The 25,782-nt window shown below is 54.5% G+C and carries 33 protein-coding genes, 1 pseudogene and 1 riboswitch; of the genes and pseudogenes, 24 read left to right on the plus strand and 10 right to left on the minus strand.

The window, feature by feature from the left end; all coding sequences use genetic code 11:
- Positions 1-11 precede the first annotated feature (11 nt).
- The 12 genes from dapA to GURA_RS01230 all read left to right on the plus strand — a co-directional run bounded on the left by dapA (position 12) and on the right by GURA_RS01230 (position 8,355).
- On the plus strand, positions 12-884 hold the full coding sequence (dapA, locus tag GURA_RS01175; RefSeq protein ID WP_011937179.1) for a 4-hydroxy-tetrahydrodipicolinate synthase: 873 nt from the start codon (positions 12-14) through the stop codon (positions 882-884).
- Between the two features lie 183 nt (positions 885-1,067).
- On the plus strand, positions 1,068-1,871 hold the full coding sequence (dapB, locus tag GURA_RS01180) for a 4-hydroxy-tetrahydrodipicolinate reductase (protein WP_011937180.1): 804 nt from the start codon (positions 1,068-1,070) through the stop codon (positions 1,869-1,871).
- A gap of 20 nt (positions 1,872-1,891) precedes the next feature.
- Positions 1,892-2,203, plus strand: coding sequence for a nucleotidyltransferase domain-containing protein (locus tag GURA_RS01185; protein WP_011937181.1), 312 nt, complete (start codon positions 1,892-1,894; stop codon positions 2,201-2,203).
- The gene (locus tag GURA_RS01190; RefSeq protein ID WP_011937182.1) at positions 2,196-2,591 is read left to right on the plus strand and encodes a HEPN domain-containing protein; all 396 of its coding nucleotides are present in this window, start codon (positions 2,196-2,198) and stop codon (positions 2,589-2,591) included. The genes GURA_RS01185 and GURA_RS01190 overlap by 8 nt, the downstream gene beginning before the upstream one ends.
- A gap of 28 nt (positions 2,592-2,619) precedes the next feature.
- Positions 2,620-3,852 carry an LL-diaminopimelate aminotransferase gene (locus tag GURA_RS01195; protein WP_011937183.1) on the plus strand — a complete coding sequence of 411 codons (1,233 nt, stop codon included), beginning with the start codon at positions 2,620-2,622 and terminating at the stop codon, positions 3,850-3,852.
- A gap of 110 nt (positions 3,853-3,962) precedes the next feature.
- A complete protein-coding gene (locus GURA_RS01200; RefSeq protein WP_011937184.1) occupies positions 3,963-4,223 on the plus strand; it encodes a DUF4160 domain-containing protein in 261 nt (86 codons plus the stop codon).
- 9 nt (positions 4,224-4,232) lie between these two features.
- The gene (locus GURA_RS01205) at positions 4,233-4,517 is read left to right on the plus strand and encodes a DUF2442 domain-containing protein (RefSeq protein ID WP_011937185.1); all 285 of its coding nucleotides are present in this window, start codon (positions 4,233-4,235) and stop codon (positions 4,515-4,517) included.
- A 172-nt stretch (positions 4,518-4,689) separates the two neighbouring features.
- Complete coding sequence (locus tag GURA_RS01210; RefSeq protein WP_011937186.1) at positions 4,690-4,989, plus strand: nucleotidyltransferase family protein; 300 nt, start codon at positions 4,690-4,692, stop codon at positions 4,987-4,989.
- Positions 4,982-5,170: a HepT-like ribonuclease domain-containing protein gene (locus GURA_RS01215; protein WP_041245208.1), complete on the plus strand. Its 189-nt coding sequence runs from the start codon at positions 4,982-4,984 to the stop codon at positions 5,168-5,170. Before GURA_RS01210 ends, GURA_RS01215 begins: the two co-directional genes overlap by 8 nt.
- A 15-nt stretch (positions 5,171-5,185) precedes the next feature.
- Positions 5,186-5,788 carry a nucleoside 2-deoxyribosyltransferase gene (locus GURA_RS01220; RefSeq protein ID WP_011937187.1) on the plus strand — a complete coding sequence of 201 codons (603 nt, stop codon included), beginning with the start codon at positions 5,186-5,188 and terminating at the stop codon, positions 5,786-5,788.
- Between the two features lie 178 nt (positions 5,789-5,966).
- Entirely contained in the window at positions 5,967-6,938 is a 972-nt protein-coding gene (locus GURA_RS01225) for a deoxyguanosinetriphosphate triphosphohydrolase family protein (protein ID WP_157046102.1), read from the plus strand.
- A gap of 202 nt (positions 6,939-7,140) precedes the next feature.
- Entirely contained in the window at positions 7,141-8,355 is a 1,215-nt protein-coding gene (locus tag GURA_RS01230; RefSeq protein ID WP_011937189.1) for an IS256 family transposase, read from the plus strand.
- A gap of 258 nt (positions 8,356-8,613) precedes the next feature.
- Here GURA_RS01230 and GURA_RS01235 read toward each other — a convergent pair whose 3' ends face one another.
- Positions 8,614-9,789 (minus strand): IS4-like element ISGur4 family transposase, encoded by a 1,176-nt coding sequence (locus tag GURA_RS01235; RefSeq protein ID WP_011937084.1) that lies wholly within the window; start codon positions 9,787-9,789, stop codon positions 8,614-8,616.
- Positions 9,790-9,989: 200 nt separating this feature from the next.
- Between GURA_RS01235 and GURA_RS01240 the strand changes: the two genes are divergently transcribed.
- From GURA_RS01240 to GURA_RS01250, 3 genes are all read left to right on the plus strand, one after another.
- Positions 9,990-10,499: a YkgJ family cysteine cluster protein gene (locus GURA_RS01240; protein ID WP_011937190.1), complete on the plus strand. Its 510-nt coding sequence runs from the start codon at positions 9,990-9,992 to the stop codon at positions 10,497-10,499.
- Positions 10,500-10,626: 127 nt separating this feature from the next.
- On the plus strand, positions 10,627-10,824 hold the full coding sequence (locus tag GURA_RS01245) for an HAD family hydrolase (RefSeq protein ID WP_011937191.1): 198 nt from the start codon (positions 10,627-10,629) through the stop codon (positions 10,822-10,824).
- Between the two features lie 82 nt (positions 10,825-10,906).
- The gene (locus tag GURA_RS01250; RefSeq protein WP_011937192.1) at positions 10,907-11,167 is read left to right on the plus strand and encodes a DUF3862 domain-containing protein; all 261 of its coding nucleotides are present in this window, start codon (positions 10,907-10,909) and stop codon (positions 11,165-11,167) included.
- A 105-nt stretch (positions 11,168-11,272) separates the two neighbouring features.
- Here GURA_RS01250 and GURA_RS01255 read toward each other — a convergent pair whose 3' ends face one another.
- Complete coding sequence (locus GURA_RS01255; protein ID WP_011937193.1) at positions 11,273-12,472, minus strand: MFS transporter; 1,200 nt, start codon at positions 12,470-12,472, stop codon at positions 11,273-11,275.
- A gap of 164 nt (positions 12,473-12,636) precedes the next feature.
- On the opposite strand from GURA_RS01255, the gene GURA_RS01260 reads away from it, so the two are divergent.
- The 4 genes from GURA_RS01260 (at position 12,637) to GURA_RS01275 (ending at position 16,530) form a co-directional block, all read left to right on the plus strand.
- Complete coding sequence (locus GURA_RS01260; protein ID WP_011937194.1) at positions 12,637-13,155, plus strand: M48 metallopeptidase family protein; 519 nt, start codon at positions 12,637-12,639, stop codon at positions 13,153-13,155.
- Positions 13,156-13,200: 45 nt separating this feature from the next.
- Complete coding sequence (locus tag GURA_RS01265) at positions 13,201-13,968, plus strand: SDR family oxidoreductase (RefSeq protein WP_011937195.1); 768 nt, start codon at positions 13,201-13,203, stop codon at positions 13,966-13,968.
- A 626-nt stretch (positions 13,969-14,594) separates the two neighbouring features.
- Entirely contained in the window at positions 14,595-15,998 is a 1,404-nt protein-coding gene (gene ltrA / locus GURA_RS01270; RefSeq protein ID WP_011937128.1) for a group II intron reverse transcriptase/maturase, read from the plus strand.
- A 316-nt stretch (positions 15,999-16,314) separates the two neighbouring features.
- Complete coding sequence (locus GURA_RS01275) at positions 16,315-16,530, plus strand: hypothetical protein (RefSeq protein WP_011937196.1); 216 nt, start codon at positions 16,315-16,317, stop codon at positions 16,528-16,530.
- A gap of 133 nt (positions 16,531-16,663) precedes the next feature.
- Here the strand turns inward: GURA_RS01275 and GURA_RS01280 are convergent.
- The 3 genes and pseudogenes from GURA_RS01280 to GURA_RS01290 form a co-directional block, all read right to left on the minus strand.
- Positions 16,664-16,951, minus strand: a pseudogene (locus tag GURA_RS01280) (peptidylprolyl isomerase); the annotation flags it as partial.
- Positions 16,952-17,077: 126 nt separating this feature from the next.
- On the minus strand, positions 17,078-17,548 hold the full coding sequence (locus GURA_RS01285) for a hypothetical protein (protein WP_011937198.1): 471 nt from the start codon (positions 17,546-17,548) through the stop codon (positions 17,078-17,080).
- A 247-nt stretch (positions 17,549-17,795) separates the two neighbouring features.
- Complete coding sequence (locus GURA_RS01290; RefSeq protein WP_011937199.1) at positions 17,796-19,070, minus strand: L-lactate MFS transporter; 1,275 nt, start codon at positions 19,068-19,070, stop codon at positions 17,796-17,798.
- A 174-nt stretch (positions 19,071-19,244) separates the two neighbouring features.
- Between GURA_RS01290 and GURA_RS01295 the strand changes: the two genes are divergently transcribed.
- The 3 genes from GURA_RS01295 to GURA_RS01305 all read left to right on the plus strand — a co-directional run bounded on the left by GURA_RS01295 (position 19,245) and on the right by GURA_RS01305 (position 21,144).
- Entirely contained in the window at positions 19,245-20,126 is an 882-nt protein-coding gene (locus GURA_RS01295; RefSeq protein WP_011937200.1) for a pseudouridine synthase, read from the plus strand.
- Positions 20,127-20,322: 196 nt separating this feature from the next.
- The gene (locus GURA_RS01300; protein WP_011937201.1) at positions 20,323-20,748 is read left to right on the plus strand and encodes a hypothetical protein; all 426 of its coding nucleotides are present in this window, start codon (positions 20,323-20,325) and stop codon (positions 20,746-20,748) included.
- 87 nt (positions 20,749-20,835) lie between these two features.
- Positions 20,836-21,144 (plus strand): helix-turn-helix transcriptional regulator, encoded by a 309-nt coding sequence (locus tag GURA_RS01305; protein WP_011937202.1) that lies wholly within the window; start codon positions 20,836-20,838, stop codon positions 21,142-21,144.
- A 405-nt stretch (positions 21,145-21,549) separates the two neighbouring features.
- Here the strand turns inward: GURA_RS01305 and GURA_RS01310 are convergent, their stop codons facing one another.
- The 3 genes from GURA_RS01310 to GURA_RS01320 all read right to left on the minus strand — a co-directional run bounded on the left by GURA_RS01310 (position 21,550) and on the right by GURA_RS01320 (position 23,359).
- Positions 21,550-22,038 (minus strand): PaaI family thioesterase, encoded by a 489-nt coding sequence (locus tag GURA_RS01310; protein ID WP_011937203.1) that lies wholly within the window; start codon positions 22,036-22,038, stop codon positions 21,550-21,552.
- Between the two features lie 288 nt (positions 22,039-22,326).
- Positions 22,327-22,542 carry an FmdB family zinc ribbon protein gene (locus GURA_RS01315; RefSeq protein ID WP_041245210.1) on the minus strand — a complete coding sequence of 72 codons (216 nt, stop codon included), beginning with the start codon at positions 22,540-22,542 and terminating at the stop codon, positions 22,327-22,329.
- Positions 22,543-22,654: 112 nt separating this feature from the next.
- Entirely contained in the window at positions 22,655-23,359 is a 705-nt protein-coding gene (locus GURA_RS01320) for an endonuclease V (protein WP_011937204.1), read from the minus strand.
- 144 nt (positions 23,360-23,503) lie between these two features.
- Positions 23,504-23,579: riboswitch (cyclic di-GMP riboswitch) on the plus strand.
- 83 nt (positions 23,580-23,662) lie between these two features.
- Here GURA_RS01320 and GURA_RS01325 point away from each other — a divergent pair.
- Both GURA_RS01325 and GURA_RS01330 read left to right on the plus strand, forming a co-directional pair.
- Positions 23,663-23,842 carry a hypothetical protein gene (locus tag GURA_RS01325; protein ID WP_041245211.1) on the plus strand — a complete coding sequence of 60 codons (180 nt, stop codon included), beginning with the start codon at positions 23,663-23,665 and terminating at the stop codon, positions 23,840-23,842.
- A gap of 86 nt (positions 23,843-23,928) precedes the next feature.
- Positions 23,929-24,144 carry a DUF1653 domain-containing protein gene (locus GURA_RS01330; protein WP_011937205.1) on the plus strand — a complete coding sequence of 72 codons (216 nt, stop codon included), beginning with the start codon at positions 23,929-23,931 and terminating at the stop codon, positions 24,142-24,144.
- 85 nt (positions 24,145-24,229) lie between these two features.
- On the opposite strand, the gene GURA_RS01335 is transcribed toward GURA_RS01330, so the two are convergent.
- Together GURA_RS01335 and GURA_RS01340 are read right to left on the minus strand one after the other, a co-directional pair.
- Entirely contained in the window at positions 24,230-24,850 is a 621-nt protein-coding gene (locus tag GURA_RS01335) for a trimeric intracellular cation channel family protein (RefSeq protein WP_011937206.1), read from the minus strand.
- A 171-nt stretch (positions 24,851-25,021) separates the two neighbouring features.
- Entirely contained in the window at positions 25,022-25,678 is a 657-nt protein-coding gene (locus tag GURA_RS01340) for a hypothetical protein (RefSeq protein ID WP_011937207.1), read from the minus strand.
- Positions 25,679-25,782 lie beyond the last annotated feature (104 nt).

Below are 25,782 nucleotides of genomic sequence, written 5' to 3' on the forward strand. Positions count from 1 at the left end.
AGGATATAAACATGTTCAAAGGAAGCATTGTCGCGATCGTCACACCGTTCAAAAACGGAGCGGTGGACGAAGAGAAGCTGAGGGAGCTGGTAGAGTTCCAGATCGAGAACGGCACCGACGCCATTGTGCCGTGCGGTACCACCGGTGAGTCCTCGACCCTGGATTACGAGGAACACGACCGGGTGATCGAGATCGTCGTCGAGCAGGTGAAGAAGCGGGTTCCGGTCATTGCCGGCACCGGCTCCAACTCCACCAAGGAGGCGATCGAGATGACCAGTCACGCCAAGACCCTTGGCGCGGACGGCGCCCTGCTCGTCACCCCCTACTACAACAAGCCGACCCAGGAAGGGCTTTTCCTCCACTACAAGGCGGTAGCCGACGCGGTGGCGCTTCCCCAGATCCTCTACAACGTGCCCGGACGCACCGGCGTCAACCTCCTACCCGAAACAGTGGCGCGGCTCGCCGAGCACAAAAACATCGTCGCCATCAAAGAGGCGACCGGCTCGCTGCAGCAGGCCTCCGAGATCATTGACCTGTGCGGCGACAAGATCGACGTCTTTTCCGGCGACGATTTCATCACCTTTCCGATGATGGCCTGCGGCGCCAAGGGGGTCATCTCCGTCACCGCCAACATCATGCCCAAGGAAGTGGCGGCACTGGTTGACGCCTTCTTCGCAGGTAAGATGGAAGAGGCGCGCCAATGGCACCTGAAGCTGCTGAAGATCTCCAACGCCATGTTCATCGAGAGCAACCCGGTGCCGGTCAAGACCGCCGTGGCCCTAATGGGCAAATGCAGCGCCGAAGTCCGTCTGCCGCTGGCACCGCTGGCCGAGGCAAACAAGGTCAAACTTGTTGCGATCATGAAAGAGTACGGACTGATCTAATCAAACCTTGTAACCGCAAAGGACCCAAAGGGCCTAAAGCGCGAAGGACGCGAAGAGATGCAAACCCAGGAACTCTTCTCAGGTTAAGTCCTGAACCAGGCGACTTTGTCGTCGAGTTTCCTTTGCGCTCTTTGCGTTTTAGGCCCTTTGGGTCCTTTGCGGTGAAAAAATCTGGAGTTAATTATGGTTAAGATAGCGGTTTGCGGCGCAGCCGGCCGTATGGGGGGCCGGATCATCGCGGCCATCAGCGAAACAGAAGGTGCGGTAGTCTCCGGCGCGCTGGAACGGCTCGGCCATCCCATGGTCGGCCAGGATGCGGGCTTCAACGCCGGTCTCGGCGCCATCGGCGTCACGATCAGCGACGACCTGACCGCGGTGGTGCAAGGGTGCGATGTGCTCATCGACTTCACTACCCCCAAGGTTTCCCTGAAGAACCTGGAGGTCTGCGGCCTCAACAAGAAATCGATCGTCATCGGCTCTACCGGCTTCACCCCGGAAGAGCGGGCCTTGGCGGCCGAGTTGGCCAAGGATATCCCCGTGGTGCTCGCACCCAACATGTCGGTCGGGGTCAACGTCTGCTTCAAGGTGTTGGCCGATGTGGCGAAGATTTTGGGCGACGACTTCGACGTGGAGATCGTCGAGGCGCACCACAAGATGAAAAAGGACTCCCCCTCCGGCACCGCGGTGCGCATGGGCGAGGTGGTGGCCGAGGCCCTCGGGCGCGACTACAACAAGGTGGCCAACTTCCACCGCGAAGGGATCTGCGGCGAGCGGACTAAGGACGAGATCGGCATGCAGACCATCCGCGGCGGCGACATCGTCGGCGAGCACACCGTCTACTTCATCGGCATGGGGGAGCGGATCGAGATCACCCACCGCGCCCACACCCGCGATATGTTCTCCAGGGGGAGCGTGCGCGCTGCCAAATGGGTGGTTTCGCAGAAGCCTGGACTATATGACATGCAGGATGTGCTGGGGCTCAGGTAACCCCTCGGGGAGAAAATCGGATGCTTTCCTTTCAGGACATAGAACAGCTCAGGGACAGGATAGCTCAGGCGCTTCATCCTGAAAAAATATTCCTCTTTGGTTCCTATGCAGAAGCGAGGGCTACTGAAGACAGTGATGTTGACCTGGTCGTGGTCATGGAGTCGGACTTGGCCCCCCACCAACGAAACGTTGCGCTGAAACGGCTGTTTCCCCGGCGGTCATTCTCTCTGGATGCATTTGTCTATACCCCGCAGGAATTCACGAAGTATAAGGACATTCCGGGCACCATCGTCTATAACGCCACCCACCACGGAAAGCTGCTCTATGGATGAAGCGACAACCGATTTTGTCCGGCAGTGGTTCCGCAAGGCGGAACATGATCTGCAAAACATCCGCAACAATCTCGCCGCTGAGTCGGTGCCTACCGATACGGTTTGCTTCCATGCCCAGCAGGCGATTGAAAAACTTCTCAAAGGTCTGTTGGTTGCGAATGGGAGAAACGTCTCCAAGACCCACGATCTCGTGAAGTTGTTGACGGATGTGGCCGATATTATCCCCGAATTGCTGCCGTTTGAGGAGCAGCTTGAAGATATTTCCGAATATGGAGTGGGTGTCCGTTACCCGGATGACTTTTATGAACCCACACTGGATGAAGCACACCGTGCTTTTGAATTGGCATTGAAAATTGAGGCAATAGTCCTGGATAAGATTCAACCTTGAACATAAAGAAACAAGGAGACAATTTGTTATGGCACTGATTAACGACAACTACCTGAAACTGAAGGCGGGCTACCTCTTCCCGGAGATCGGCCGCCGCGTGCGCGCCTTTGCAGAGGCGAACCCCTCTGCCAAGGTGATCCGCCTGGGGATCGGCGACGTGACGAGACCGCTTGCCCCAGCCGTCCTCAAGGCGTTCCACGCCGCTGTCGACGATCTCGGCACTACTGACAACTTTGCCGGCTACGGCCCGGAGCAGGGGTACGACTGGCTGATCAACGCCATCATCGAGAAGTCCTACAAGCCGCTCGGCGTTTCCCTGAAGACGGACGAGATGTTCATCTCCGACGGCTCCAAGTGCGACTGCGCCAACATCCTCGACATCTTCGCCCTCGACAACGTGGTGGCCATCGGCGACCCGGTCTACCCGGTCTACAACGACACCAACGTCATGATCGGCCGCACCGGCGAGGCGGACGACAAGGGGTATTACAAAGGCATCGTCTACATGCCGTGCAACGAGGAGAACCACTTCATCCCCTCTCTCCCCACGGAGAAGGTGGACATCATCTACCTCTGCTTCCCCAACAACCCGACCGGCACCGTCGCCTCCAGGGCCGAGCTGAAGAAGTGGGTCGACTACGCCAACGCCAACGACGCGGTCATCTTTTTCGACGCAGCCTACGAGGCGTTCATCACCGATCCCGAAATCCCCCACTCCATCTACGAGATCGAAGGTGCCAAGAAGTGCGCCATCGAGTTCCGCTCCTTCTCCAAGACCGCCGGCTTTACGGGCGTGCGCTGCGGCCTCGTGGTCGTTCCGGAAGAGGTGATGGGGACGACATCAACAGGCGAGCGGTACAGCTTCAACAAGCTCTGGCTGCGCCGCACCACCACCAAGTTCAACGGCGCCTCCTACCCGGTACAGCGGGCCGCAGAAGCAGTCTACTCCGACGAGGGGTGGAAGCAGACGAAAGAGATCATCGACTATTACATGGAGAACGCCCGGATCATCCGCGAAGGGATGAAGGAAGCCGGTCTGACTGTCTATGGCGGCGTCAATGCCCCCTACATCTGGCTGAAGACCCCGGCCGGCATGACCAGCTGGGATTTCTTCGACAAGCTCCTCACCGAGTGCAACGTGGTCGGTACCCCTGGCTCCGGCTTCGGTCCCAGCGGGGAAGGGTACTTTAGATTGTCGGCCTTCGGCCATCGAGAGAATGTGATTGAGGCGGTGGAGAGGATCAAGAAGAATTTGAAGTAGCGTATGACAGCAAAAGGCGACTGCGATTGGTCGCCTTTTGCATATCTGGTTTTGACCGATTTCAGACGTTCGATTATAATTGAATTAATCCTTGGCACGAAGGGAACGGTATGCCGGAAATTTCCAGATTTTATGGGATTATCGTGGCAATGTACTACGATGAGCATAATCCACCGCATTTTCATGCCCGATATGGCAGCCACGAGGTTATTATCCGTATTAAGGATTTAGCCCGGATTGCCGGAAGTTTTCCTCCTCGTGCGCTCGGCATGTTGCTGGAATGGACGGCGCTTCATCAAGAGGAAATCATGGACAATTGGACGAGAGCCAGGAATGACCAGGAGCTGAAGTCTGTTTCACCGCTCGACTAGGGGGACGCTATGTATTATGACATCAGAGATTTCAAGCATCTTGAGGGGTATCAAGTTGAGCTCAAGTTTGACGATTCTCGTACGGGCATCGTCGACTTTGGCCGGTACGTAAATCGAGGCGGAGTATTCAGCAGGTTTGCCGATATGGAGTATTTTCGGCAGGCGGCCATCGAATCAGGTGTTCTATGTTGGCCTGGAGGGGTGGATATAGCCCCGGAAACACTCTATCATGAGGCAACTGGAGAACCTTTACCCATGTGGATGCATGATGAGGGACAAGGGGAAGCAGCTTGAACAGGGTTTTATCATGACAGTTGAAGAATTCAACAAGAATAACGGTTCTGACCGTATAGAGCTGATCGACGACACAGAAGAAGCACGTGCGAAGTTCGGTGAGACTTCGGCGCGTTCGAGTTCAAGCTGACCCCCGAATTCGCCCCGTTAACAAATCTCAAGGAGCGGCAGTATGGTCAGAGACAGAAATGATATTCTTACATTCTTGCAAACACACAAGGATGAAATGGCGCAGCGTTTCGGTGTGGTGAGCGTCGGTCTCTTCGGCAGTTATGCACGAGGAGAGGCTCGTGAAGATTCTGACATTGACATTGCCATAGAACTAAAGCCCGAAAAGAAATCCTTGAGTAACTTCTTCGGTATTAGGCGTTATCTTGAGCAGCAGCTGGGCAAGACGGTCGATCTGGGGATAGAGAGCACCTTAAAGCCGTTGGCGCGGAAAATGGTTGCCAAGGAAATCATCCATGTCTGAGCGTCCACAGCTTCTCTATTGTCAGGACATTCTTGAATCCGGCGCGGCCATCCAGTCGTATGTTCAGGGCATGACCTGTGATGCCTTTGCTCAGGACCGCATGCGTTACTCGGCGGTGATCCGGGAGTTCGAAATTATCGGCGAGGCAGTAGGCAAGCTGCAAAAATCACAAAAACTATAAATATACGAGGCTGAAATGAAAATATATTGCGCTGGGCCACTATTTAATCCAAAAGAAAAAGAAGAAATGCAAGAGATAGCGGATATTCTTGAAATGAATGACTTCAAGGTATTTCTCCCCCACAGAGATGGTTTGGAATTTAGTAATCTTATGACTACATTTTCAGAAATGGGAATCTCAAATGAAAAAGCTATTCAAGTGCTAAACAAGGCTATATTTACTCTTGACGTATTTCAGGTCCTTGATAGTGATGGCCTAATTTTGAACATGAATGGACGCGTTCCTGACGAGGGCGCAATGGTTGAAGCTGGTATCGCTTGGAATGCTGGTAAAGCAATGGTTATATATAAGAACGACGCAAGAACATTGTTAAACGGGAATGATAATCCACTTCTCCTCGGGCTAAGTAATTTTGAAACAGTCAGTAAAATATCAGAAATACCAAGTAAGTTTAATTCATTATTGGCAGATGAACCCACACATGGCAAAATAGATAACACCAGAATAAAGAATTTGTATAAAAAGGGTGAAGAAGTTTATAAAGTTGCAACATCTAATAAAGATGAAAGCGTAATTTGCCGTGATCTTATGGTTATTTTGGAGGTATGTTGTGTGTAAACCTTTTGACGAGAAGTTAATATATACAAGTGAATACGCTGCATTGTCAGCGAATTCCAAAGGTAGAGTTAAGGCTTTAGAGCCGGACTCGTACAGGACGGAATACCAAAGAGACATCCACAGAATTATTTATTGCCAGTCATTCCGAAGGTTACGCCACAAGACGCAGGTCTTTTTCATGCCGAATAATGATCATATTTGCACCAGAATGGAGCATGTTCTTCATGTCTCTTCAGCTTCACGTACTGTCGCACGACATCTCAGGCTTAATGAAGACCTTGTAGAGGCAATAGGCTTAGGCCATGATTTGGGACATGCTCCATTTGGGCATCATGGTGAACATGTTCTAAACGACATTTCCAAACAGGCAGGACTGAATCAGTCTTTTCAACATGAAATGCACGGGCTCAGGGTTATTGATAAGTTAGCAGAATTGGATCGTGAGCCGTCTGCCGGTTTAAATTTAACGTATGAGGTTCGTGATGGAATTGTCTCTCATTGCGGGGAAGATTTCAAATCAAATACATTGAAACCTTTTGAAGGAGACAAAAATTTAAGTAAAATTGTAGACAAAAAAACTTGCGGCATGCCGTTAACATATGAAGGATGCATAGTTAGGATTGTTGACAGGATTGCTTATGCAGGCCGAGATGTAGAAGACGCGATTGTAGCTGGTCTCATTGACGATAAAGCAATACCAAAAGATATTGTCAAAGCGTTGGGACGTAATAACGGTGAAATAATAGGAACCTTACTTGTAGACTTGATTGAGTACAGTAAGAAAAACGAAGGAGAAATTGGTTTAAGCAAAGAAAAGCACGAACCTTTACAGGCTTTGATTCATTGGAATTACGAGAACATATATACATGTGCGAGGACTGATAAATATAAAAAGCAGGCTACACTCGCTCTGCAAGAGTTATTTTTCAGGTTGGTTTCAGATTTAGAAAGGACTGATCGCCTTACAGCAGGAGTTAAAGAACTTCCTGAAGCAACTATATATGATGTTTTGGCTACGTTCATTGAAAAAGTTGGTTATACTCCGGAGGATAAAAATGAGCTGATTGTTTTAGATTTTATTTCAGGCATGACAGATAACTATGTTCTGAAATGTCTTGACGAGGTCTTTGTTCCAAAATGCATAACTTAAGGAAATATGAGACACACCACCATTTTTAGCTTACCCGGACAGAGTTCCGGGGACCAGAGTTCCACAGAGTTCCGCCAGAGTTCCGCCAGAGTTCCGCCAGAGTTCCGCCAGAGTTCCGCCAGAGTTCCGCCAGAGTGAGGGTGTAAAAAGGTTTGTGTAAATGGTCATTAGGGGGTACACCAAGTTACCCTAAGGAGATCACATGACTATTAACACCGACGTAATCGACGACCTGCTCAAACATTACAAGACCCCCGAAGAGATTCTAGGGGAAAACGGGCTGCTGAAGCAATTGACCAAGGCTGTTCTTCAGCGGGCGCTCCAGGCTGAAATGACACTGCATCTCGGCCACGAGAAGCATGCTTCCGTTTCCGCCAAGGGTGGCAATGCACGCAATGGCTCGTCGGCAAAGACCATCAAAGGCGATTTCGGCACCATGCCGATTGAGGTCCCTCGTGACCGGGATAGCAGCTTTGAACCAGTCATCATTCCCAAGGGCCAAACCCGGTTCGCCGAGTTCGATGATAAGATTATCTCTCTGTACTCCCGCGGGCTTACCACTCGTGAGATCCAGGGTCACTTGGAGGAAATCTACGGAGTTGAGGTATCCCCCGCCCTGATTTCAATAGTGACTGAAGCAGTAGCTGAAGAGGTCAAAACCTGGCAGAACCGCCCGTTGGATGCGCTTTATCCCATCGTCTACATGGATGCCATCAGGGTCAAAGCCAGAGGCAATGGCCATGTTGTGAACAAGGCTGTCTATCTGGCCATCGGCATCAACACAGACGGCGCCAAAGAAGTTCTGGGAATGTGGGTTTCCGAGAACGAAGGTGCCAAGTTCTGGCTTCAGGTTGTTACCGAACTAAAGAACCGTGGTGTCCAGGACATCTTCATTGCCTGCGTTGACGGCCTAAAGGGGTTCCCTGAGGCCATAGAGACCGTTTTCCCGAACACTCAGGTCCAGCTTTGCATCGTCCACATGGTACGCAACTCTTTGAAATTCGTCTCGTGGAAGCAGCGTAAAGAGGTCGCTGCTGATCTGAAGGTAATCTACCAGTCGGCGACAGCAGAGCAGGCCGAAATGGAACTGACGGCATTTGAGGCGAAGTGGGATAAAACGCACCCGACTATCGGCCAGTCATGGCGCCGGAACTGGGAGCAAATCACGCCTTTTTTCGCTTATCCTGCTGATATCAGAAAGGTTATCTATACCACCAACGCCATTGAATCCCTGAATATGTCGCTCAGAAAGGTGACCAAAAACCGGGGTTCGTTTCCCAATGACGAGGCAATGCTCAAGCTACTTTATCTGGCGCTGAAAAACATCGCGAAGAAATGGACCCTGCCGATCAGGGACTGGAAGGCTGCGATGAATCGCTTTTCCATCCTTTTTGAAGACAGAATGCCAAGCTATTAAAAACCGGGAACCAAAACCATTTACACAAAACTATTGACAGGCCCCCAGAGTTCCGCCAGAGTTCCGCCAGAGGATTCCGCCAGAGGATTCCGAGGGGATTCCGGGATTCCGAGGGGACACCATACTTAATTCAGAGGCGGCCGATCGGCCGCCTTTGCTGTTTTGAGATTTAGGGAGCCAGCTGACGAACGCTCCACACAATTGCAGATGCAGATATTGCCTTGACAGGAAGTTATAAAAAAAGTCAGTAACTTCCGGTTAGGTTTTTGCACGACGTTTCTTACGTTTCAACTGTCTAATTTTGTTTGAGTTACCTTGTATTCTTGTGCGACGGCTCTGCTGTTCGGCTGCTGCTTCATTTGCAATCTGATTGCGTAATTCTCGTACCCTGCTAATGCTGACTGGCTCCTGGTGCTGCTCACGGCAATAGATGGCTAGCAGCAGATAGGTGATGAGACCACCAAGTATTTGAACCATGAGACCATATTCGCTTCTGGCAATCAGGTGATACACCTTTAGGTGGCGTTTCCACCAACCGAAGAAGGTCTCTATGTTCCAGCGCAGTTTATAAACCTGGGCCACTTCTTCAGCCGTCAGGTCGTATCTGTTGGTTGCTACCCAGTAGTCCTTGCCGTCAATACGGTAACCAACAAGGCGCAGCTCTTTCTCAGTCTGGTTTATACCTTTGGTGCCGAGAAGTACTATCTGGTCATAGAAGACAATACTGTCAGGATTTACGGCATTCTCTCTGATGACGGTTTTGTGTGTATTCTCCCTGATACGGCAGACAAAAAACTTCTCGGCGGCCTGCCACTGGTCAAAGTGATTATGAGACTGATACCCACGATCCATGACACCGGTTTCGCCTTTGTCGATGATCTTATCAACAAAGGGGCGCTCACCCTCTTTACCGTCGGTCAGGAATATCTTCCTTGGAATACCACGGTTGATATCGAAGCCGATATGGGCCTTGGCCTTCTTAGAGCCGCTTCGGTAATCTGCCCATTCCATAGATAGAACAGCATCTATCAAAGAACCGTCTATGGATACCAGATTGCCAAGGTGAGCATATTCATCGGGAAGCACTCTGCCTGCTTGCTTGACAAGATGCCCGAATACCTCGGAAAGCTGTTCAAGACCACGGTTGTTGATTGCCTCAAAGAAAGAGCTCTTTTTGATTCCCTTGGGGGGAGCAACACATTCCTTGGCGAAGTCATCCTGATCCAGCGCCTGGAGAAGTTCGCTCCCGGAAGAGAACTCTTCCAAGTGATAAAAGATCAGGGCTTTTAGCTGATCATCGAAAGTCATTTGCAACGGGCGATACCCCCTGGATTCAAGTTCATTATCTGACTTGAATCTCTCAAAAATCGGGGTAAGAAGCAATTTGAAAGCGCGTGATTTTCGTCTTTGTTTCAGTCGTTTGAACGGTCGCATATCGTAACTCCTGTAATATTGGATAGTTACGAGTGCGGACCACCGTTTTTTTACTCAAAGTCAAGCAAATAATGCGGTATAACGCTGATTTTACAACTTTTTTACATTCTCAAAGAACCTTGCAAAGACCAAACCGGACAATGCTGAAAAAAAGTATCTGATTTCGGAGGTGGTACCGATTATTGCCGAGGAGTTGACAAATGTCATGTATCGTACCCATTGCCGGAACGGCTGCTGACCGTGAGGCGGCAGTTGCGCGAGAGGTTGAGAAATTAAAGCGGCGAGTCATCTGGAGTGAGCGGGCCGGCGGCGATCGCTGGCGGCAGATCTCCTTCCTCTACCGGGCGGCGGACAGGTTCGGCAGCCGGATTATTGACCATTCCTTCTGTGGTGGAGAAATAGGAGCGACAGGCTGTTCGACCGGCTCCTGCTGCCGTTGCAGGCCCGATGTGTTTGCCTATGAACGGCAGGTGCTGGATCTGCTGCCGAAAAGGCTCGACGCTTCCGGATACTGCCCCTTTTTCAATCTTGCCAGAAAAAACTGCGGCATCTATGGCGTCAGGCCGTTTGCCTGCCGAATCTACTTCAACCTCGGCTCTTCAGATCATTACTGCCAAAACCCGAATGACACGACCCTGCAGTTGTTTGATAATCTCAAGCCCCATCTGGAGAGGATCCTGGGGGCTTGCCTGGGGGGATATGGCAGCTGACGGTCCGCAGAGAATTCCTGGGACCCATACTTAATTCATAAGGCGGCCAAACGGCCGCCTTTGCTATTTCTGTTCTTGAATTTTACGGCAAGCTGAACCACAATACACGCCGAGGTATGCACTAAGAATGTTTGACGGGATTTTCTGGGACAACGACGGGGTGCTGATGGAGACCGAGCACCTCTACTATCAGGCCAATGCCGAGGCGCTGGCTCGGGCGGGGGTGGAGCTTACCCTCGAAGAGTTCTGCCGGATCTCCCTGCGCCAGGGGGAGAGCGTGCTCAGCCTCGCTAGGAATTCCGTGGAGACCATACGTATTTCATAAGGCGGACAGGGACACTTTTACGTCCGTCTGCTATAGTGACGACAAGCGGTTTCAACAGCCTCTAAGGAAAGGAAAAGATACAATGCTGGTGCGTATTCGGTTGACACTTGTACTGTTTTCGCTGGCCATGCTCCTTGGTTGCAGCAAGCTGACAATGGAGAACTACTCCAAAATCAAGACAGGGATCGGGTACACCGAGGTGGTCAAGATCCTCGGCAAGCCCGACAACTGCTCGGAGGCTCTGTTTGTAAGGAACTGCGTCTGGGGGAACGAGCAGAAGAACATCACGGTGAGTTTCGTGGGGGACAAGGCGATTCTCTTCAGCAGCAAGAATATCAAGTAGGGCTATTCGACAGAGACATCCTTTAATTCGCGAGGCGGCCAAGTGGCCGCCTTTGCTGTTTGGGAAGAGACTTTCGTTAGGAATTCCGGGGTATTGTTCGAAAGTTCAACCCACGGAACCATCAATGTGCCGATTCTTCAGGAAGAGATAAACCAAAGGGGGAAGGACCAGGAGGAAGGCAATTAAGAGTAGCTGGAAGGTTTTTCTTACCCCGCATGCGTCGGCATACCTCCCCACCAATGGGCCGGTGATCGCGAAAAGCAGCCGGAAACAGAGGGACTGAAGGGAGAGCGTGCCCGCCCGGTTTGCCGACGGAATCTCGGCCTGTGTGACGTGAAGAAGGAACGGCCCCCGCATCCCTCGCATCGCCGTCAGAAGGTAGTAGAAGAGAAATCCCCACACCCCTGCCGTCCACCCCAACCCCAGATATCCCCCCCACACCAGAACCACCAGAAGCAGAATCATGCCGGGTTCCTTAAGGCGTTCCCGCACCCGATGGCTCAGGACGGCGAAGATGGCGACGGTGAGATTGGCCCCCGCCCAGATCGGGCCGAAGGAGGCGATGGGGACGCCGGCGTCACGCATGTACGGCTGGATCAACCAGACCGGGTAGAAGGATGAGAGCCCCAGCACGATACTCAGGAGGATCGTTACGCGGAGGCGCCGATTCTCAATGAAGACGTATCGCGCAGAGGCAAGAGCCTCTTTCAGGTGTCCCCCGTGGTGTCTCTGCTCACGCTGCGGTTCCGTCAACCCGCGCGTGAGGAGCAACGCCAGAATCCAGACCCCCACCTGGAGTAAGAAGGGGAGGATGGGGTACTTGGCATAGAGAACTCCGGCGAACAACGCCCCCGCCGCTTCGCCGGTTTGACCGAACCCGGTTGATCGACCTTCGAAACGCGCATAGGCAGGTTCCTCCTCCGTTCCCTTCAGAGATTCGTAGAGGAGCGCGCTGTCCGTACCGCTTATGAAGGAGGTGGATATGCCGAGGAGTATCTCCGCGATGAGGACGTCCCAAAACGATGATGCTACGGTGTAGACTCCCCATCCCAGTATCCCGAGAATCGACGCAAAGGTCAGGGCCGTCCTGTAGCCGACCCTGTCGCTGATGTACCCGGACGGGTACTCCATCACGACCATCGCCACGGCGAATATGCTTTGCAGGAGCAGGATCTGCGACAGCGACAGCCCGATGTGGTCCTTCCAGAAAAGGGTGATGACCGCCATGGGAAAGAGGGTCATCTGGAGAAAGGAGAACGCGTAGAGCAGGGGGATATTGCGCCGGAGTGAGGTCATGGGAAGCATTATGAAGCATTCGGGACGAATTATGAAGTGGAAAGGTGCCGCTCCCGATGCCAGATCAGCTCTCGTGATTCATTCATTGTTTACCTCTTTCCTGGCTGCACGTTTGACCTGTGCGGCGACAACAGGTATGATACGGGAACGAAAGAGAAGGGAAGAAACTGCAGATGCACCAATTGAAATATTTGGCAGGCTATTCACCGCAGATAACGGCCCAGGTGGCCCAGCTGATCGTGGAAAACCGGTTGGGCAGCGCCATTGTGCAGAGGTATCCGAAGGCGCATGATGCCAGAACCGATAAGGCACTCTATGATTTTACCGTCAACATCAAAAACGAGTTCATGCGCACCGCTCAGCCGCTGAGCAGGGTGCTATACGATGGGAAAATCCATGTGATCAACAACGCCCTGGGGATCCATACCTTTGTATCAAGGGTACAAGGGGGCAAGCTGAAGGCAAAGCACGAAATCCGCATCGCATCCATCTTCCGGGACGCGCCCCTAGAGTTTCTGAAAATGATTGTCGTGCACGAGCTTGCGCACCTGAAGGAGAAGGAGCATAACAAGGCTTTCTACCAGCTGTGCGAATACATGGAACCCGCCTACCACCAGCTGGAGTTTGACACACGGCTGTTCCTGACCCACGTGGAGATGGCCGGATCGCCCTATCTGCAAACCTGTAAATAAATTTGGTACACTTTGACTGCAGCCCCATTCGGTGAGGAGACGCATATGATGCAAAACAGCGACAACAGAGTTGCTTTAGTCACCGGTGGTGCCCAGGGGATCGGCAAGGGCATTGCCTTTCGGTTTGTGGCGGACGGGATGCGTGTGGCAATTGCCGACATCGACGCCGAGGCGGTAGAAGAGACGGCGCGGGAACTGGGCCCATCGGCCAGTGGATATGTGGTCGATGTGGCAGACGAGTCGGCGGTGTCGGAGTTGCTGCGCTCCATAGGCGGTAGCTATGGCCGTCTCGATGCCTTGATCACCAGCGCAGGTATTGCTACAGCTGTGGCCGCACCGGTGGAGCAGTTGGCGCTGGCCGACTGGAACCGGGTGCTGGGGGTTAACCTTACCGGCACCTTTCTCTGCTGCAAGCATGCAGTGCCGCTTCTGCGCTCCTCTCATGGGGCCGTCGTCACTATTGCCTCAACCCGAGCTATGCAGTCTGAGCCCGATACCGTGGCCTATTCCGCCAGCAAAGGTGGGGTGGTTTCCCTGACTCACGCCTTGGCAATAAGTCTTGGCCCGCAGATACGGGTAAACTGCATCAGCCCAGGCTGGATCGCCGTTGATAGCTGGCGTAAGCGCAGCAGACGGCAAGAGCCGGTGTTGAGCCCGAACGATCATGCTCAGCATCCGGTGGGACGAGTTGGTCGTCCAGAGGATGTGGCCGCCTTGGCTGCATATCTGATTTCGCCAGAGGCAGGGTTTGTCACAGGGCAGAATTTTGTCGTAGACGGTGGGATGACGCGAAAGATGATCTACGCCGATTAAACTTGTCTGATCAGCCGGTCTAGGACAAGATTGAGGGTCAGGTTTAACATTTAAACATGCTGCTGCTCGGGCCAGCCGATGCTCCAGGTCTGCGCGACATCACCATAAGGGTAATTCCGGGGACATCCATATTTTAATCAAAAGGCGGCCAATCGGTCGCCTTTGCTGTTTGTGCGCCAGGCATGGCGCGTGGCGCGTAAGCGCCATCCAATTGGGTATGGTGCCTGATTGGTGACTTGGAGGTGAAAGTCCTCTTCGGACCCTGATGGTGGGAACCGATAGCTGAACAGCAAGGGTGTCCGGGGCGACCCGGAATCTGAAGGAAGCTGTAGGCAAAGTCCTGGCCCGACGAACAGGAATCGCATATGAGGCAGCCACATCTGGGCGAGAAGGCAAACAGATTCAAAGCCCGATAACCATCCAGAAAGATGTGGAAGTAGATGCGGCGGGTATATGGGATGAAGGTCACGCGCATTACCCTGGGAGGTCTGTCAACCTGCCTTGTGCTACCGGCATCGAGAGGTGCCGGGATGGGTTGGCAGAAGTCAGCAGAGGCCATACGAGTCGGAATAACCGACCGACAAAGGGCCGAACTTGAAGTAAGCGGACAGGAGCCTTGAGTTTCGATGACGACAGGAGCAGCAGAAGGCCGGGTTGGGATACCCGGCGCCAGCCCGGAGGGTAGCGGTTGGAAACCGCGAGAGAAAGGGAGAGGTGCGGCAAACGTCACGGGAAGGAAAGCAGCTCACTGGCCGGAAGCGGCAACGGGACTGATGGAGAAGATCGTCAGTCGCGGCAACATGATGGCGGCATACTCACGGGTAATGCGCAACAAGGGAGCGCCCGGCGTCGATAACATGCCGGTAACGGCCCTGAAGGGCTACCTACAGGAGGAATGGCCGCGCATCAGAGAAGAACTGCTGACGGGAACGTATCACCCGCAACCGGTGCGGAAAGTAGAAATTCCCAAACCGGGAGGCGGCACACGGATGCTGGGAATTCCCACCGTCCTTGACCGACTCATTCAGCAGGCGGTGCATCAAGTTTTGAGCCCGCTGTTCGACCCTGGTTTCTCCATAAGTTCCCACGGGTTTCGCCCTGGACGGAGCGCCCATCAAGCGATCAAGGCAGCTCGGAAGTATGTAGAGAGCGGCCTTAGGTGGGTGGTTGACATTGACCTTGAGAAATTTTTCGACCGAGTCCACCACGACACCCTTATGTCGCTGGTGAAACGCAAGGTTGGAGACCGTCTGGTGCTGTCCCTTATCGACAGCTACCTTAAGGCAGGGATACTTGAAGGAGGAGTGACGTCACCCCGGTTGGAAGGCACGCCGCAAGGCGGGCCTCTCTCGCCGCTGCTGTCCAACATCCTCCTCGACGAACTGGACAAGAAACTGGAAAGAAGGGGCCATAAGTTCTGCCGCTATGCCGACGACGCAAATATCTATGTTGCAACGAGGAGAAGCGGCGAGCGTGTCATGGCCTCAATTACCGGCTACCTGTCCGAGCGGCTCAAGCTCACGGTCAACCAGGGCAAAAGCGCGGTTGACCGTCCGTGGAAAAGGTCGTTTCTGAGTTACAGCATGACCCGGCACCGCAAACCGCGGCTTACCGTGGCCAAGAAAGCGGCTGCCAGGCTCAAGGCCAACCTCAAGACGATCTTTAGGCGGGGAAGGGGTCAGAACATCCAAACCACCGTTGAAGAGACAACCCCGAAACTTAGGGGTTGGTTAAACTACTTTCGGTACGCGGAAGTAAAAGGCATCTTCGAGGAACTGGACGGATGGCTGAGACGTAAACTGCGTCGCATTCTCTGGAAGCAGTGGAAGCGCCCCAAGACGCGAGCAAAGAAACTGATGCGGCGGGGATTATCGGAGGCAACTGCATGGCGGTCGGCCACAAACGGCCGCGGCCCCTGGTGGAATGCAGGGGCCGCGCATATGAACAAAGCTGTTCCGAAATTCTACTTCGACAAACTGGGGCTGGTATCACTCATAGACCAGCTTCACCGACTTCAACGTACTTCATGAACCGCCGTGTACGGAACCGTACGCACGGTGGTGTGGGAGGACGGCGGGAGCAATCCCGCCTCCTACCCGATCTTGCAAATAAAGGAAAGCATATTTTCGTTACATAGAACCTATGACTAATAATCGATAAGCGCTTATAGTTTATTAGCTGTTATTGTTAGGTAACGAACGTTACTTAGCGCTGGCAATTACGGGCTAACATCCGCTGCATTGTGATTGGTGGTGGATGTTCTGTTCACAATAGTGCATACTAGACCTACGCGGAACGCAGCCCTAAGCGCGAGAAGCGCATATTACCTCAGCTGGAGTACAACATATGAATGTAGACATTGACATGATGAAAAACCTGATAAGCAAACGAAGGGATGAGATTGAACAGAGTGTTGCCGGTACCGGCTATCTGGCAAAAACAGTCATCGGCGTCGGCACCTTTTTTATCGATAACGAAGGGAACTTCGATCTGCTGACCGCTAAGCAAAAGGTTATCTTTGAAAAATTTCTTCTGCCGTTACTGGATGCACCTTGCCGGTAGTCGTTAGGGAGGGCTCTGGGGTCAAGAGGTCTCTGGGGACAAGATGAAGTGGAGAAGAAAATGGGCCAGGCTACTTTGAAAATAAGCAGCTTGGCCCCTTTTTATTACTGGTTGTAATACAAATAATACCTGCCTATTCGGTGCGGCTGGTGACTTCAAGCAGGTGGTAGCCGAACTGGGTCTGGATCGGACCGAGGACCTTGCCCACTTCGCCGGTGAAAACGGCCTGATCGAATTCCTTGACCATCTGGCCCGGGCCGAATTCACCCAGTCCTCCACCTTGCTTGCCCGATGGGCAGGAGGAATGTTCCCGTGCGACAGCCGCAAAGTCGGCACCAGCTTCAATCTGCTTCTTGAGGTCTTCGCAGACCTCCTTGCTTGCCACCAGGATGTGGCGGGCAGTGGCTCTTGCCATGGTGTACTCCTTGTTGTGGAATTGTTTCCCGTGCTGGGGAGAAAATCATATCATAATCGATTAAAGGGGGACAGCGCCTTTTATTACCACCTGCCCCCTTGGAGGGGCTCTGATCGGAGTCCGGGGACAACATCATTCGAGTTGCCGCTCGTATACCTTTCGGGGGATACGCTGGAAGTTGTAGTCGGCAAGATCGAGGACGTCCTGCAGCGGAAGCATCCACACCCCGCCGCTGCGATGCAAACGGAAGTCCCGGACCACAAACCGTGTCCCAACTCCCTCAACCTCTAAGCCCACGCGTGCGTTGATCATCACGTTGTCCGCGTCGAACACCGTGCTCTTCACTTCCTGCAGCATTTCCCAGCAGCAGGCGGGAATCCGCGAGGCGTAGACGATCCGTTGCGCGAAGTAGGTCCATCCCTTGCCGGGAGGATGCTCCAGCCGGGTGAAGAGCCTTTCGTAGTCCTCTACCCGCCAGAGATCGAGGATTTCCTTAAACCCCTGCTGCGCCTCTGTTGCCACGTTACTGCCGCTGTTTGCGGCGGCAGGACCCGCGAACAGAAACAGAAGCAGTAATGCATATGGAAGCACCCTTCTGACCATGCGTTCCTCCTGGTACAAGTATAGCAGCAAAGGAGAGATTGAGAGGAGAGAGGAGCGGATTCCCTAGATGTTCTCGGTGATCACCTATCTACCGAAGTGACACGGGATGAGGTGAATTCCGGGAGGTGAGTTTCCGGGACAGTTTACTTAATTCAAAAGGCGGCCAATCGGAGGGATTATGGGGGACCACACCAATTTCAAAGGCGGCCCGTCACAGTTTCTCGCCAAGCAGGGTTTGCAACTGAAATCATCCGCTGCGGCGTGACTTCATCAGAAACGAGAAGACGAGCCCGGCCAGGAGAAACCCGCATCCCATGGCAAAGCTGTAGAAGGATGCCCGGCCGGGGTAGAGCCATGTCGGGTAGCGATCCTTGATCAGGGCCACCAGCTGGGGCCCCGCGATACCGGCGGCGGCCCAGGCGGTGAGAATCGTGCCGTAGACGGCGGGCATGACCCTGCTGCCGAACAGGTCGAGCACGAACGCCGGCATGGTTCCGAAACTCCCTCCGTAGCAGAGGAGAATGTAGCAGACCAGCAGTGCGAAGAGCCAAGGGGAGTCGGTATACATCAAAAGAACAAATGCCAGGAGCTGGGAGCCGAGGATGAGTCTGAAGGTCTCCCGTCGGCCGATCCGGTCCGAGAGTCCCCCCCAGAAAAACCTGCCGACACCGTTGAAAAGGGAGCTGACCGCAATCAGGGTGGCGCCGTACCGCGCCAGGGCCTCCTTTCCGAGCGCCGGATCAGCCTTGCTGCAGATATCCTGAAAGAGCGGCGACTGGAAACCGATGATGGCGATGCCTGCGGTGATGTTGCAGAAAAAGATCACCCAGAGCAGCGCAAACTCCCGCGAAAGAATGCAGGCGCGGGCTCCTCTTAACCACTCGTCCGGGCCGCTCACGGCGCTCGCCTGCGGCGGGGCATACCCCGACGGCACCCACCCTGCGGGCGGGTTCCTGACAAAGGCCGCACAAGGAATGGTCACCAGGAGGAACAGCACCCCCATGACGGCAAATACCCTTACCATGTCCCCGGCCAGTTGCGCCAGGAGCAGGGGGGCGATAACCTTGGACATGAGCAGGGCGCCAAAGCCGAACCCCATGACCACCATGCCGGTGGCAAACCCTTTCCGGTCCGGAAACCATCTCGCCACCGTGGCGACCGGAGTGACGTAGCCGAGCCCAAGCCCGGTCCCTCCAATTACGCCATAACCTATGTAAAGGAGCGGGAGGGAATGCATCTTGAGCGCCAGCGCCGCCAGCAGGTAACCGGAGCCGAACAGCACACCCCCCAGCAGGGCCAGCCTGGTCGGTCCTGTCCTGGGCAACAACATCCCCCCGGCTGCGGCAGCCAGGCCGAGAAAGCAGATGGCGAGGCTGAAGGCCCATGCTACCTGACTGTTCGACCAAAAGTAGGTGTCGCAGAGGGGTTTCTGGAAGAAGCTCCAGGCGTAGACAGTCCCCAGGCTGACCATCAGCAGCGTGCAGATGAATGCAATCACCCAGCGGTTAAGTGTCTTTTCCACAGGTCCTCTCCTTTACGTATTGCCGGGCAACCCCGTGCAGCCAGAAAGGGGATGGGGCCGGTCAGGAATAGAGTATATAGGGAGAGGATATTTTGTCGAGATTTATTGATGTCCCGAATTTCGTGGACATTCATGAACTATTAAGCGATATGATGTTGAACGAGGAAACGTTACATGGGAATTTCGAAACATCCTTCCGTCGTTACCATGCCGAAAGCCGAAAAACCGTACCCTTCCATCCTTGCTTTCTTGAGCGGAAGATTCCCCGCTATTTCCCGGGAGATCTGGGAAAAACGGATTTCAGAGGGAAAGGTCCTTGACGAAAAAGCACAACGGATAACGCTGGATACTGAATATGCCCCATTGAGACGCGTTTTTTATTTCCGCGAAGTCTGTACTGAGCCGTTCATTCCCTTTGCTGAAAAAATCCTGTTTCTCGACGACGAGATTCTGGTCGCCTGCAAACCGCATTTCCTTCCCGTGACCCCTGGTGGCCGATATGTTGACGAATGTCTGTTGAACCGTTTGCGCGGCAGCACCGGCATCGCAGATCTGGCGCCGCTCCACCGCATAGATCGTGAAACAGCCGGATTAGTGCTCTTTTCCGTCAACAAAAAGAGCAGAGGGCTCTACGGCAAACTCTTCTTGAATGGTCTCATTGAAAAAACCTATCAGGCACTCTCGGCGTGTCAGCCGCTTCAGGAAACAGCATCATGGGATATCCGGAACAGAATAGAGCGGGGAGAACCGTGGTTCCGGATGAAGACGGCACCCGGCGGAGTAAATGCCCGGTCCGCCATCAATCTGGTGGAGGTCAAAGGAGGGATGGCCCGTTTTACCCTGCAGCCGCGAACCGGCAAAACCCATCAGCTGCGGATCCACATGAGCGGTCTCGGGTTCGGGATACTGAACGACAGATACTATCCTGAGCTGCAGGCCGAAAGTGAGGACAACTTCGACACTCCCCTCCAGCTTGTCGCTCAAATGCTGCGATTCAAGGATCCACTCAGCGGCAGGAACAGAGAGTTTATATCCGAACGCGAGCTGTTATGGTAGCTTATGCATAACATCAGGTAATTCCGGGGACAATACTTATTCAAATGGCGACCAATCGGTCGCCTTTGTTGTTTCTGCTCGACCTTGCGCAGGGCCTTTAGGATCATCTGGCGTATTCCCTTGCCAAATATTAATTTGGCTATTATGTTGACATGTGCGCTTGTCATAATGCTGGAAAAGTGCTATTTAAATAGCCATGCAAGCTACCATACAAATCTTTCATCACGGCAGATGGCGAACGGCGGGGATGTTCACCCCGGACCGCAGCTCACTGGATCTGGGGATCGTCGGGGGGGGGCTTCCATATGACATCGACTACGTCCTCGACCATGCGACGGGAGAAACCGCTCCCGGAGTTGCACTTCGCTACCCGGTAACCTTCGAGCTGCACCGAAGCGACCGGTGGCCGGCGTTTCTTCTGGACATCATGCCGACGGGGGCCGGACGGCGCGTCTGGCTGCGGCGGCTCGACCTCCGGGACGGTGCTGAGGCGGACTGGGAGCTTCTGGTGAAGGGGGGCAGGAAATCCTCCCGGCAGCATCCGTGTTGCCGAGGCTGTAATCCCCCCTGCTGGCCCGCATCCGGGGTTCACCCGGGAGGAGATCGTCGAGAAGAGAGCTGACTTCATCGAGTACGCCGAAGCGCGGGGCGCTTCCAGCTGCGCCGAGGTTGCCGGAGACTTGCGGGACGCAGAGACCAGGGGGTAGAGATGCCGCGAAGAGCGACGAAGAAACGGACGCCGGAGGAGATCCGGAGGGAAAAAGAGGCGCTCTATGCCGACATCGATGCGGGTCTGCTGACGATCGGGCAGGCGACCCGGCGAATGCGGAAGATCGTCGGGTTGACCCAGACCGAATATGCCGAAAAAATCTTGAAGATCTACCCCCGCGTGCTCATGGAGATCGAGCGGGACCGTGGGAATCCGACCCTCGAAACGCTTGAGAAGATTGCAAGGCCCTTCGGGCTGAAGGTGGGATTCGTGGCGAAGAAGTCGCATCTGCCAGGTGCGGGGGAGTGAGGTGATTTCATTGAATTCAGTGAATTATGAGTCGCTGCCCCTTCTATTTTTGCCGATCGACCACTTGCATGACCCGACGGTTCTACCACGACAACGATCGGCGGCATAACTCCACCTGAGAGGCCGCCGTTTTCCGTTCCGGCACGCATGGCCGCAGCCGAGACCGTCATTCTAGACGGAAGCGACATTTTTCGCAAAAGGAATCTGTGGCGGACGACCGACAAAGATTGACTCATCATTTCCCGTCCTTGTTATTCTTAACCCATGGCCGGACCATTTTCCGACCCCTTGACCCAATTTACAACAGGGAGGCCACCATGCCTGACACAACCATCCAGGACCGCGCAGCAGGCGCCATTATGGGCGCCTTTGTCGGTGATGTCTTGGGACTCGGGCCGAATACACTCACTTCCCCGGAATGGTGATGCAGAGGCACTCGCCTTCTGCATAGACCGTCTCGCCGTGGCAGATCCGGCCATGCACCATCACCTTGCGCCCTGCGGCGGAGACGACCCTGCTCTCGACCGTCACCACTTTTTGCAGCGGCAGCAGGTTACGGAAACTGACGTTCAGGTTGCCGACCACGATCGGATAGCCTGCCGCCCAGGCGGCCAGCCCCAGTACCTCGTCGAATACCGCGGCCATGGAGCCGCCGTGGGCATGTCCCGGAGGGCCTTCAGTCTCGGGGCCGAACCATATGCGCGCCTGCAAATGCTGCTCCCCGTCACGATAATAGCGGACCCGGAAGCGGTTTCCGTCCGGCTCGCCGGAGACGAAGCGGAGCGATTCGCCGACCAGTGCCGGCGCATCGAAGGGGACCCACCCTGCTTCGCCGCTCAGGTCGACCGGCGGACGGGGTGTAATAGATACTTTTCCAGCAGTTGTTTTTGCCACAGGTGTTCTCCTTCAAAAATGTAGTTACCGTTTACGAAAGCGGAATATGGAGGTGCTAACATAGCAGAGTTTGCCGGCGGAATAAAGGGGGGATTGTCCCGTCAGGCCCCTCGCATGCCAATGAAGGAGAAACTAACAAAGGCGGCCAAACGGCCGCCTTTGTCTTATCTTCTGAAACCCGCGGCTCCTCACTTATGGGAGCTTGGCGGCGAGGACGTCTACCTTCTCGATGACGGGTGCCTTCATCGAAAAGCCGTACTCGAAATATTTTCTTACAGGAAGAACCGTTTAAGCTGACCGACCGGTCAGTGCCCCGGGCATCAGCCTCCGCCCCTGCCGCCCCCGCTTTCCCCCCCCAGTAGCCCCGCCGATGGCACAGGCTGAGATTTTGCGTGCCACGTCGCTTGAGCCGCACTTCGGGCAGGCTGCCGCCGCTCCCCCCATCTTCTGGAGCTTGGTAAACTCCTCACCGCAGCCGGCACAGATGTATTCGTAGATAGGCATCTCATCCACCCCCTTTAAGATTTTGATTCTACATACCATACGCAATCGGACCGACACAAGTGGGAATTGCCCGGCAGCGACGGAGGGAGGTCGCATTTTCCCGCGGAAAAAATCAGGCTTTGCATCTGGTATTTGCATAAGCTTCCCCAGCCAAAAGTTTCCGCTTGATCTCGGCCGCAAAGCGGTCGGCTTCCCGTTGGGGTTCGGGGAGGCGGAAGCCCGCCGTGGTCCGGAGCACCATTGCCACTGCTTCGTCGATGGTGATGAGATGGCCCGGGGAGACGAAGACCGGTCTTACGTTGCTGCGGGTCCTGAGGACGGCGCCGACCGCCTCCTTCCGGTCGAGCAGGAGAGTGCGTGAGCCACGCTCTGCCGCAGGCTCGACGTACTCTCCCACGAGGCGGGACTTTGCGCAGCCGATGGCAGGAATCCCCAGCTCCACCCCGAGGTGGCAGGCAAGGCCGAACCGCTTGAGGTGGGCAATCCCCTGGCCATCGACGATGAGGAGGTCAGGTCGCTTCGAGAGCCGGCGGACCGCCTCGGCCAGGTGGGGGCCTTCGCGAAACGAGAGAAAGCCAGGTATATAGGGGAGAGCGGGACGGGCGACGACGAAGGATCGTGCGACGGGGGTGAGGGTGGCGAGGTCGAAGAGAACGGCCACGGCAACGATCTCCTCGCCGGCATAGGCCGCGTCCACCCCGGCAACGGTTTCGGGTTGCCCTTGCAGCGGCTCCAGGCGCACGCTTTGGGCAAGGGTTTCCTGGTGACGGCGGAGTTCCTTCAGGTCGGGACATACATGGGGTTCGATCGGGGGCATACCGGAAGTTTACAGGGAAAACGAGTGAATGCAAAGGGTTGCCGAACTCCAAAAGGGAACAAACTACTTCTCGCGAAAATCGCGGGGGACCCGACTTGACTTTCCCCGACGGCTACAGTATGATGTTCGAAAAATCAAGCAGATAGACGATACTACTAAACCATCCGCGAGGATGGGACGGAAAGCCACAGGATCTCCAGAAGACAGCCGGGTCGCCGAAATATCTCTCCTGATATTCGGTCCCGGCTTTTTTCGTTTGTTGACACGCTAAACAGAGAAAGATTAAAAACAAGAGGTGACAGTATGAATATATTTAAAGTATTGAGCTCCCAGAAAGTTTGTCGTACCCGCATGATCAGTCAGGAATTTTTCGAGTGCAAGGTGAAAAAGCCCAACCCCAGATTCTGCGAGTATTCCCTCTGCATGGGGGACAGTTTTATCTGCAACCATCCCGACCGCGTGGGATTCTCCAACCAGAAATAGTGGGCGGCTCTTCCCAACAATATTGTCCAAGTTCTATGATGACGTCTATCGGTGGTCTGACATTTTGGAAAGCGAAAGGAGCGCGTATGCAAGGGACGCCGCTGCCGGGGAGATACCGGCATTACAAGGGGGGCAACTACCAGGTGATCGGGACGGCCCGTCATAGCGAAACCGACGAACAGCTGGTAGTCTATCGCTGCCTGTATGATAACGACTCGCTCTGGGTGCGCCCGCTGGCGATGTTCCTGGAGATCGTGCTGGTCGAAGGGCGCGAAGTGCCGCGTTTTGAGCGATTCGACTAGGCGGGATGTCATGGCGTTACCGGGGCTGATTTGGACCGTTGCACCAATTACTGGTATTGGTGCTTTTTATTTTTACAAGGCGGTCTCAGCGTTCCGCCATGTCGTTGCATCGCCGCGGCAGCGACCAGTTATAGCGGATGGCGAGCAGGCGCAGGATGATGACCGTCGAGGCGGAGACAAGCAGTGCCCAGGCGCGGGGGATTGCGGTGTGGTGCAGCAGGGTGAGAAGGACCCCTCCAGCCAGGCAGGCTGAGGCGTAAACCTCCTTTTGCAGCACCATGGGAACCCTGGTGGAGAGAACATCGCGGATCATGCCGCCGGCGGTAGCGGTTGTGACCCCCATCATCACCGAGCCGAGAAAGCCGATCCGGAAGTCGAGTGCTTTGCCGGTGCCGATGACGACGAAGGTACCGAGCCCCACCGCATCGAAGAAGAGGAGCGGATGCTTGAGGAAATCCAGGTTGCGGTGAAAGATAAAGACCGCCAGCGAGACCGCGATGGAAATGTAGAGATAGGTCTCGTTCTGGAAGATGAAGGGGGGCGTATCCCCCAGGAGCAGGTCACGCAGGGTGCCGCCGCCGGTGGCGGTGACGAGGCCGAGCACCAGTACGCCGAAAATGTCCATGTCGCGCCGGATGCCGGCCAAGGCGCCGGAAGCGGCAAAGGCGGCGGTCCCGAGCAGGTCGAGGGTGTAGAGCAGTGTCATGGGGATCTCCTTTCGGCACAAGTGTACTGGTGGAGCAGGCCGAAGGCAATCCAAAAATGAGGTGTCAGATGGTAGTGGGCTGTCCAGGAAAAAAGCCCGCTTTCGCGGGCCTTGCCGTCTGATGAAACCAGCGAGCCTTTTGCCGGCAGAGAGTCAGCCACAACTACGGGGTCAGAAATATGTGACCTCCAGCAAAGGTGCAAGAACGTCTCGATTCACTCCCGTGCTGTCGTCGATTTCGATCAGCCCGGGAGAAACTGGCCCCAAATCCTCCAATATGCGGATCTGGAAGTTGTCCAGGCCTCTAATCTGTGCTTCCGTCATCAATGGTGTCACATCAACCGCTACGTGGTTACCTACGTCGGCTTGGGAAATCGGCGGTGTGATCGTGACGAATGTCAGCGGCAACAGGATTGCCCGGTCAAAATCCGAGGCTTGCAACGTCGGTGGTTGAAAGAAAACAAGCTCGATACGAATTGGCACCGTGCCTGACAGCGGTTGGATGCTGTCGATCACTATATCGAGGGTCGCCGAGACAATGCTGGCGTTAACCGGGACCCCGTCCACGCCTCTCAACGGGAAATCCAGGAACGCCCGGAATTCCGTTCCGGTGGCAGGATTTATGCCGGCAAACACGCTTTGTACAGTTGAGCTCATGCCCTGTGTTATCGTGAAAGCACCGTTGACATCTTGCGCGATATCACCGTCAAACACGGGGTCACTGAGGATCTGGGTAACGATTCGCGGGGGCACACTGCTGTCGTCCCCGCACCCTGTCACGGTCAGGACTATGATCGCCATTACTGCCGCAAGGAGCATTCTTTTCATAGCTACCTCCCACTTTTTTATTTGAGAAGCCCTACCATTCTTTCCTCTGTCCCTACGGAAATGATACCAGAAGAAGAGCAAAACAAAAGGGGAATGGATTTTCA

Origin of the sequence: Geotalea uraniireducens Rf4 (assembly GCF_000016745.1) — a bacterium.
GTDB classification, from domain to species: Bacteria; Desulfobacterota; Desulfuromonadia; order Geobacterales; family Geobacteraceae; genus Geotalea; species Geotalea uraniireducens.

Coding starts and splice junctions, on each gene's coding strand:
- GURA_RS01225 (WP_157046102.1), top strand. CDS start 5,967: ATGCCGAATAATGATCATATTTGCACCAGAATGGAGCATGTTCTTCAT.
- GURA_RS01250 (WP_011937192.1), top strand. CDS start 10,907: ATGCTGGTGCGTATTCGGTTGACACTTGTACTGTTTTCGCTGGCCATG.
- dapA (WP_011937179.1), top strand. CDS start 12: ATGTTCAAAGGAAGCATTGTCGCGATCGTCACACCGTTCAAAAACGGA.
- GURA_RS01200 (WP_011937184.1), top strand. CDS start 3,963: ATGCCGGAAATTTCCAGATTTTATGGGATTATCGTGGCAATGTACTAC.
- GURA_RS01245 (WP_011937191.1), top strand. CDS start 10,627: ATGTTTGACGGGATTTTCTGGGACAACGACGGGGTGCTGATGGAGACC.
- GURA_RS01325 (WP_041245211.1), top strand. CDS start 23,663: ATGAATATATTTAAAGTATTGAGCTCCCAGAAAGTTTGTCGTACCCGC.
- GURA_RS01300 (WP_011937201.1), top strand. CDS start 20,323: ATGCAAGCTACCATACAAATCTTTCATCACGGCAGATGGCGAACGGCG.
- GURA_RS01215 (WP_041245208.1), top strand. CDS start 4,982: ATGTCTGAGCGTCCACAGCTTCTCTATTGTCAGGACATTCTTGAATCC.
- GURA_RS01320 (WP_011937204.1), bottom strand. CDS start 23,359: ATGCCCCCGATCGAACCCCATGTATGTCCCGACCTGAAGGAACTCCGC.
- GURA_RS01315 (WP_041245210.1), bottom strand. CDS start 22,542: ATGCCTATCTACGAATACATCTGTGCCGGCTGCGGTGAGGAGTTTACC.
- GURA_RS01305 (WP_011937202.1), top strand. CDS start 20,836: ATGCCGCGAAGAGCGACGAAGAAACGGACGCCGGAGGAGATCCGGAGG.
- GURA_RS01195 (WP_011937183.1), top strand. CDS start 2,620: ATGGCACTGATTAACGACAACTACCTGAAACTGAAGGCGGGCTACCTC.
- GURA_RS01285 (WP_011937198.1), bottom strand. CDS start 17,548: ATGGTCAGAAGGGTGCTTCCATATGCATTACTGCTTCTGTTTCTGTTC.
- GURA_RS01210 (WP_011937186.1), top strand. CDS start 4,690: ATGGTCAGAGACAGAAATGATATTCTTACATTCTTGCAAACACACAAG.
- GURA_RS01335 (WP_011937206.1), bottom strand. CDS start 24,850: ATGACACTGCTCTACACCCTCGACCTGCTCGGGACCGCCGCCTTTGCC.
- GURA_RS01330 (WP_011937205.1), top strand. CDS start 23,929: ATGCAAGGGACGCCGCTGCCGGGGAGATACCGGCATTACAAGGGGGGC.
- GURA_RS01275 (WP_011937196.1), top strand. CDS start 16,315: ATGAATGTAGACATTGACATGATGAAAAACCTGATAAGCAAACGAAGG.
- dapB (WP_011937180.1), top strand. CDS start 1,068: ATGGTTAAGATAGCGGTTTGCGGCGCAGCCGGCCGTATGGGGGGCCGG.
- GURA_RS01340 (WP_011937207.1), bottom strand. CDS start 25,678: ATGAAAAGAATGCTCCTTGCGGCAGTAATGGCGATCATAGTCCTGACC.
- GURA_RS01255 (WP_011937193.1), bottom strand. CDS start 12,472: ATGCTTCCCATGACCTCACTCCGGCGCAATATCCCCCTGCTCTACGCG.
- GURA_RS01185 (WP_011937181.1), top strand. CDS start 1,892: ATGCTTTCCTTTCAGGACATAGAACAGCTCAGGGACAGGATAGCTCAG.
- GURA_RS01205 (WP_011937185.1), top strand. CDS start 4,233: ATGTATTATGACATCAGAGATTTCAAGCATCTTGAGGGGTATCAAGTT.
- ltrA (WP_011937128.1), top strand. CDS start 14,595: ATGACGACAGGAGCAGCAGAAGGCCGGGTTGGGATACCCGGCGCCAGC.
- GURA_RS01260 (WP_011937194.1), top strand. CDS start 12,637: ATGCACCAATTGAAATATTTGGCAGGCTATTCACCGCAGATAACGGCC.
- GURA_RS01220 (WP_011937187.1), top strand. CDS start 5,186: ATGAAAATATATTGCGCTGGGCCACTATTTAATCCAAAAGAAAAAGAA.
- GURA_RS01190 (WP_011937182.1), top strand. CDS start 2,196: ATGGATGAAGCGACAACCGATTTTGTCCGGCAGTGGTTCCGCAAGGCG.
- GURA_RS01265 (WP_011937195.1), top strand. CDS start 13,201: ATGATGCAAAACAGCGACAACAGAGTTGCTTTAGTCACCGGTGGTGCC.
- GURA_RS01240 (WP_011937190.1), top strand. CDS start 9,990: ATGTCATGTATCGTACCCATTGCCGGAACGGCTGCTGACCGTGAGGCG.
- GURA_RS01230 (WP_011937189.1), top strand. CDS start 7,141: ATGACTATTAACACCGACGTAATCGACGACCTGCTCAAACATTACAAG.
- GURA_RS01235 (WP_011937084.1), bottom strand. CDS start 9,789: ATGCGACCGTTCAAACGACTGAAACAAAGACGAAAATCACGCGCTTTC.
- GURA_RS01295 (WP_011937200.1), top strand. CDS start 19,245: ATGGGAATTTCGAAACATCCTTCCGTCGTTACCATGCCGAAAGCCGAA.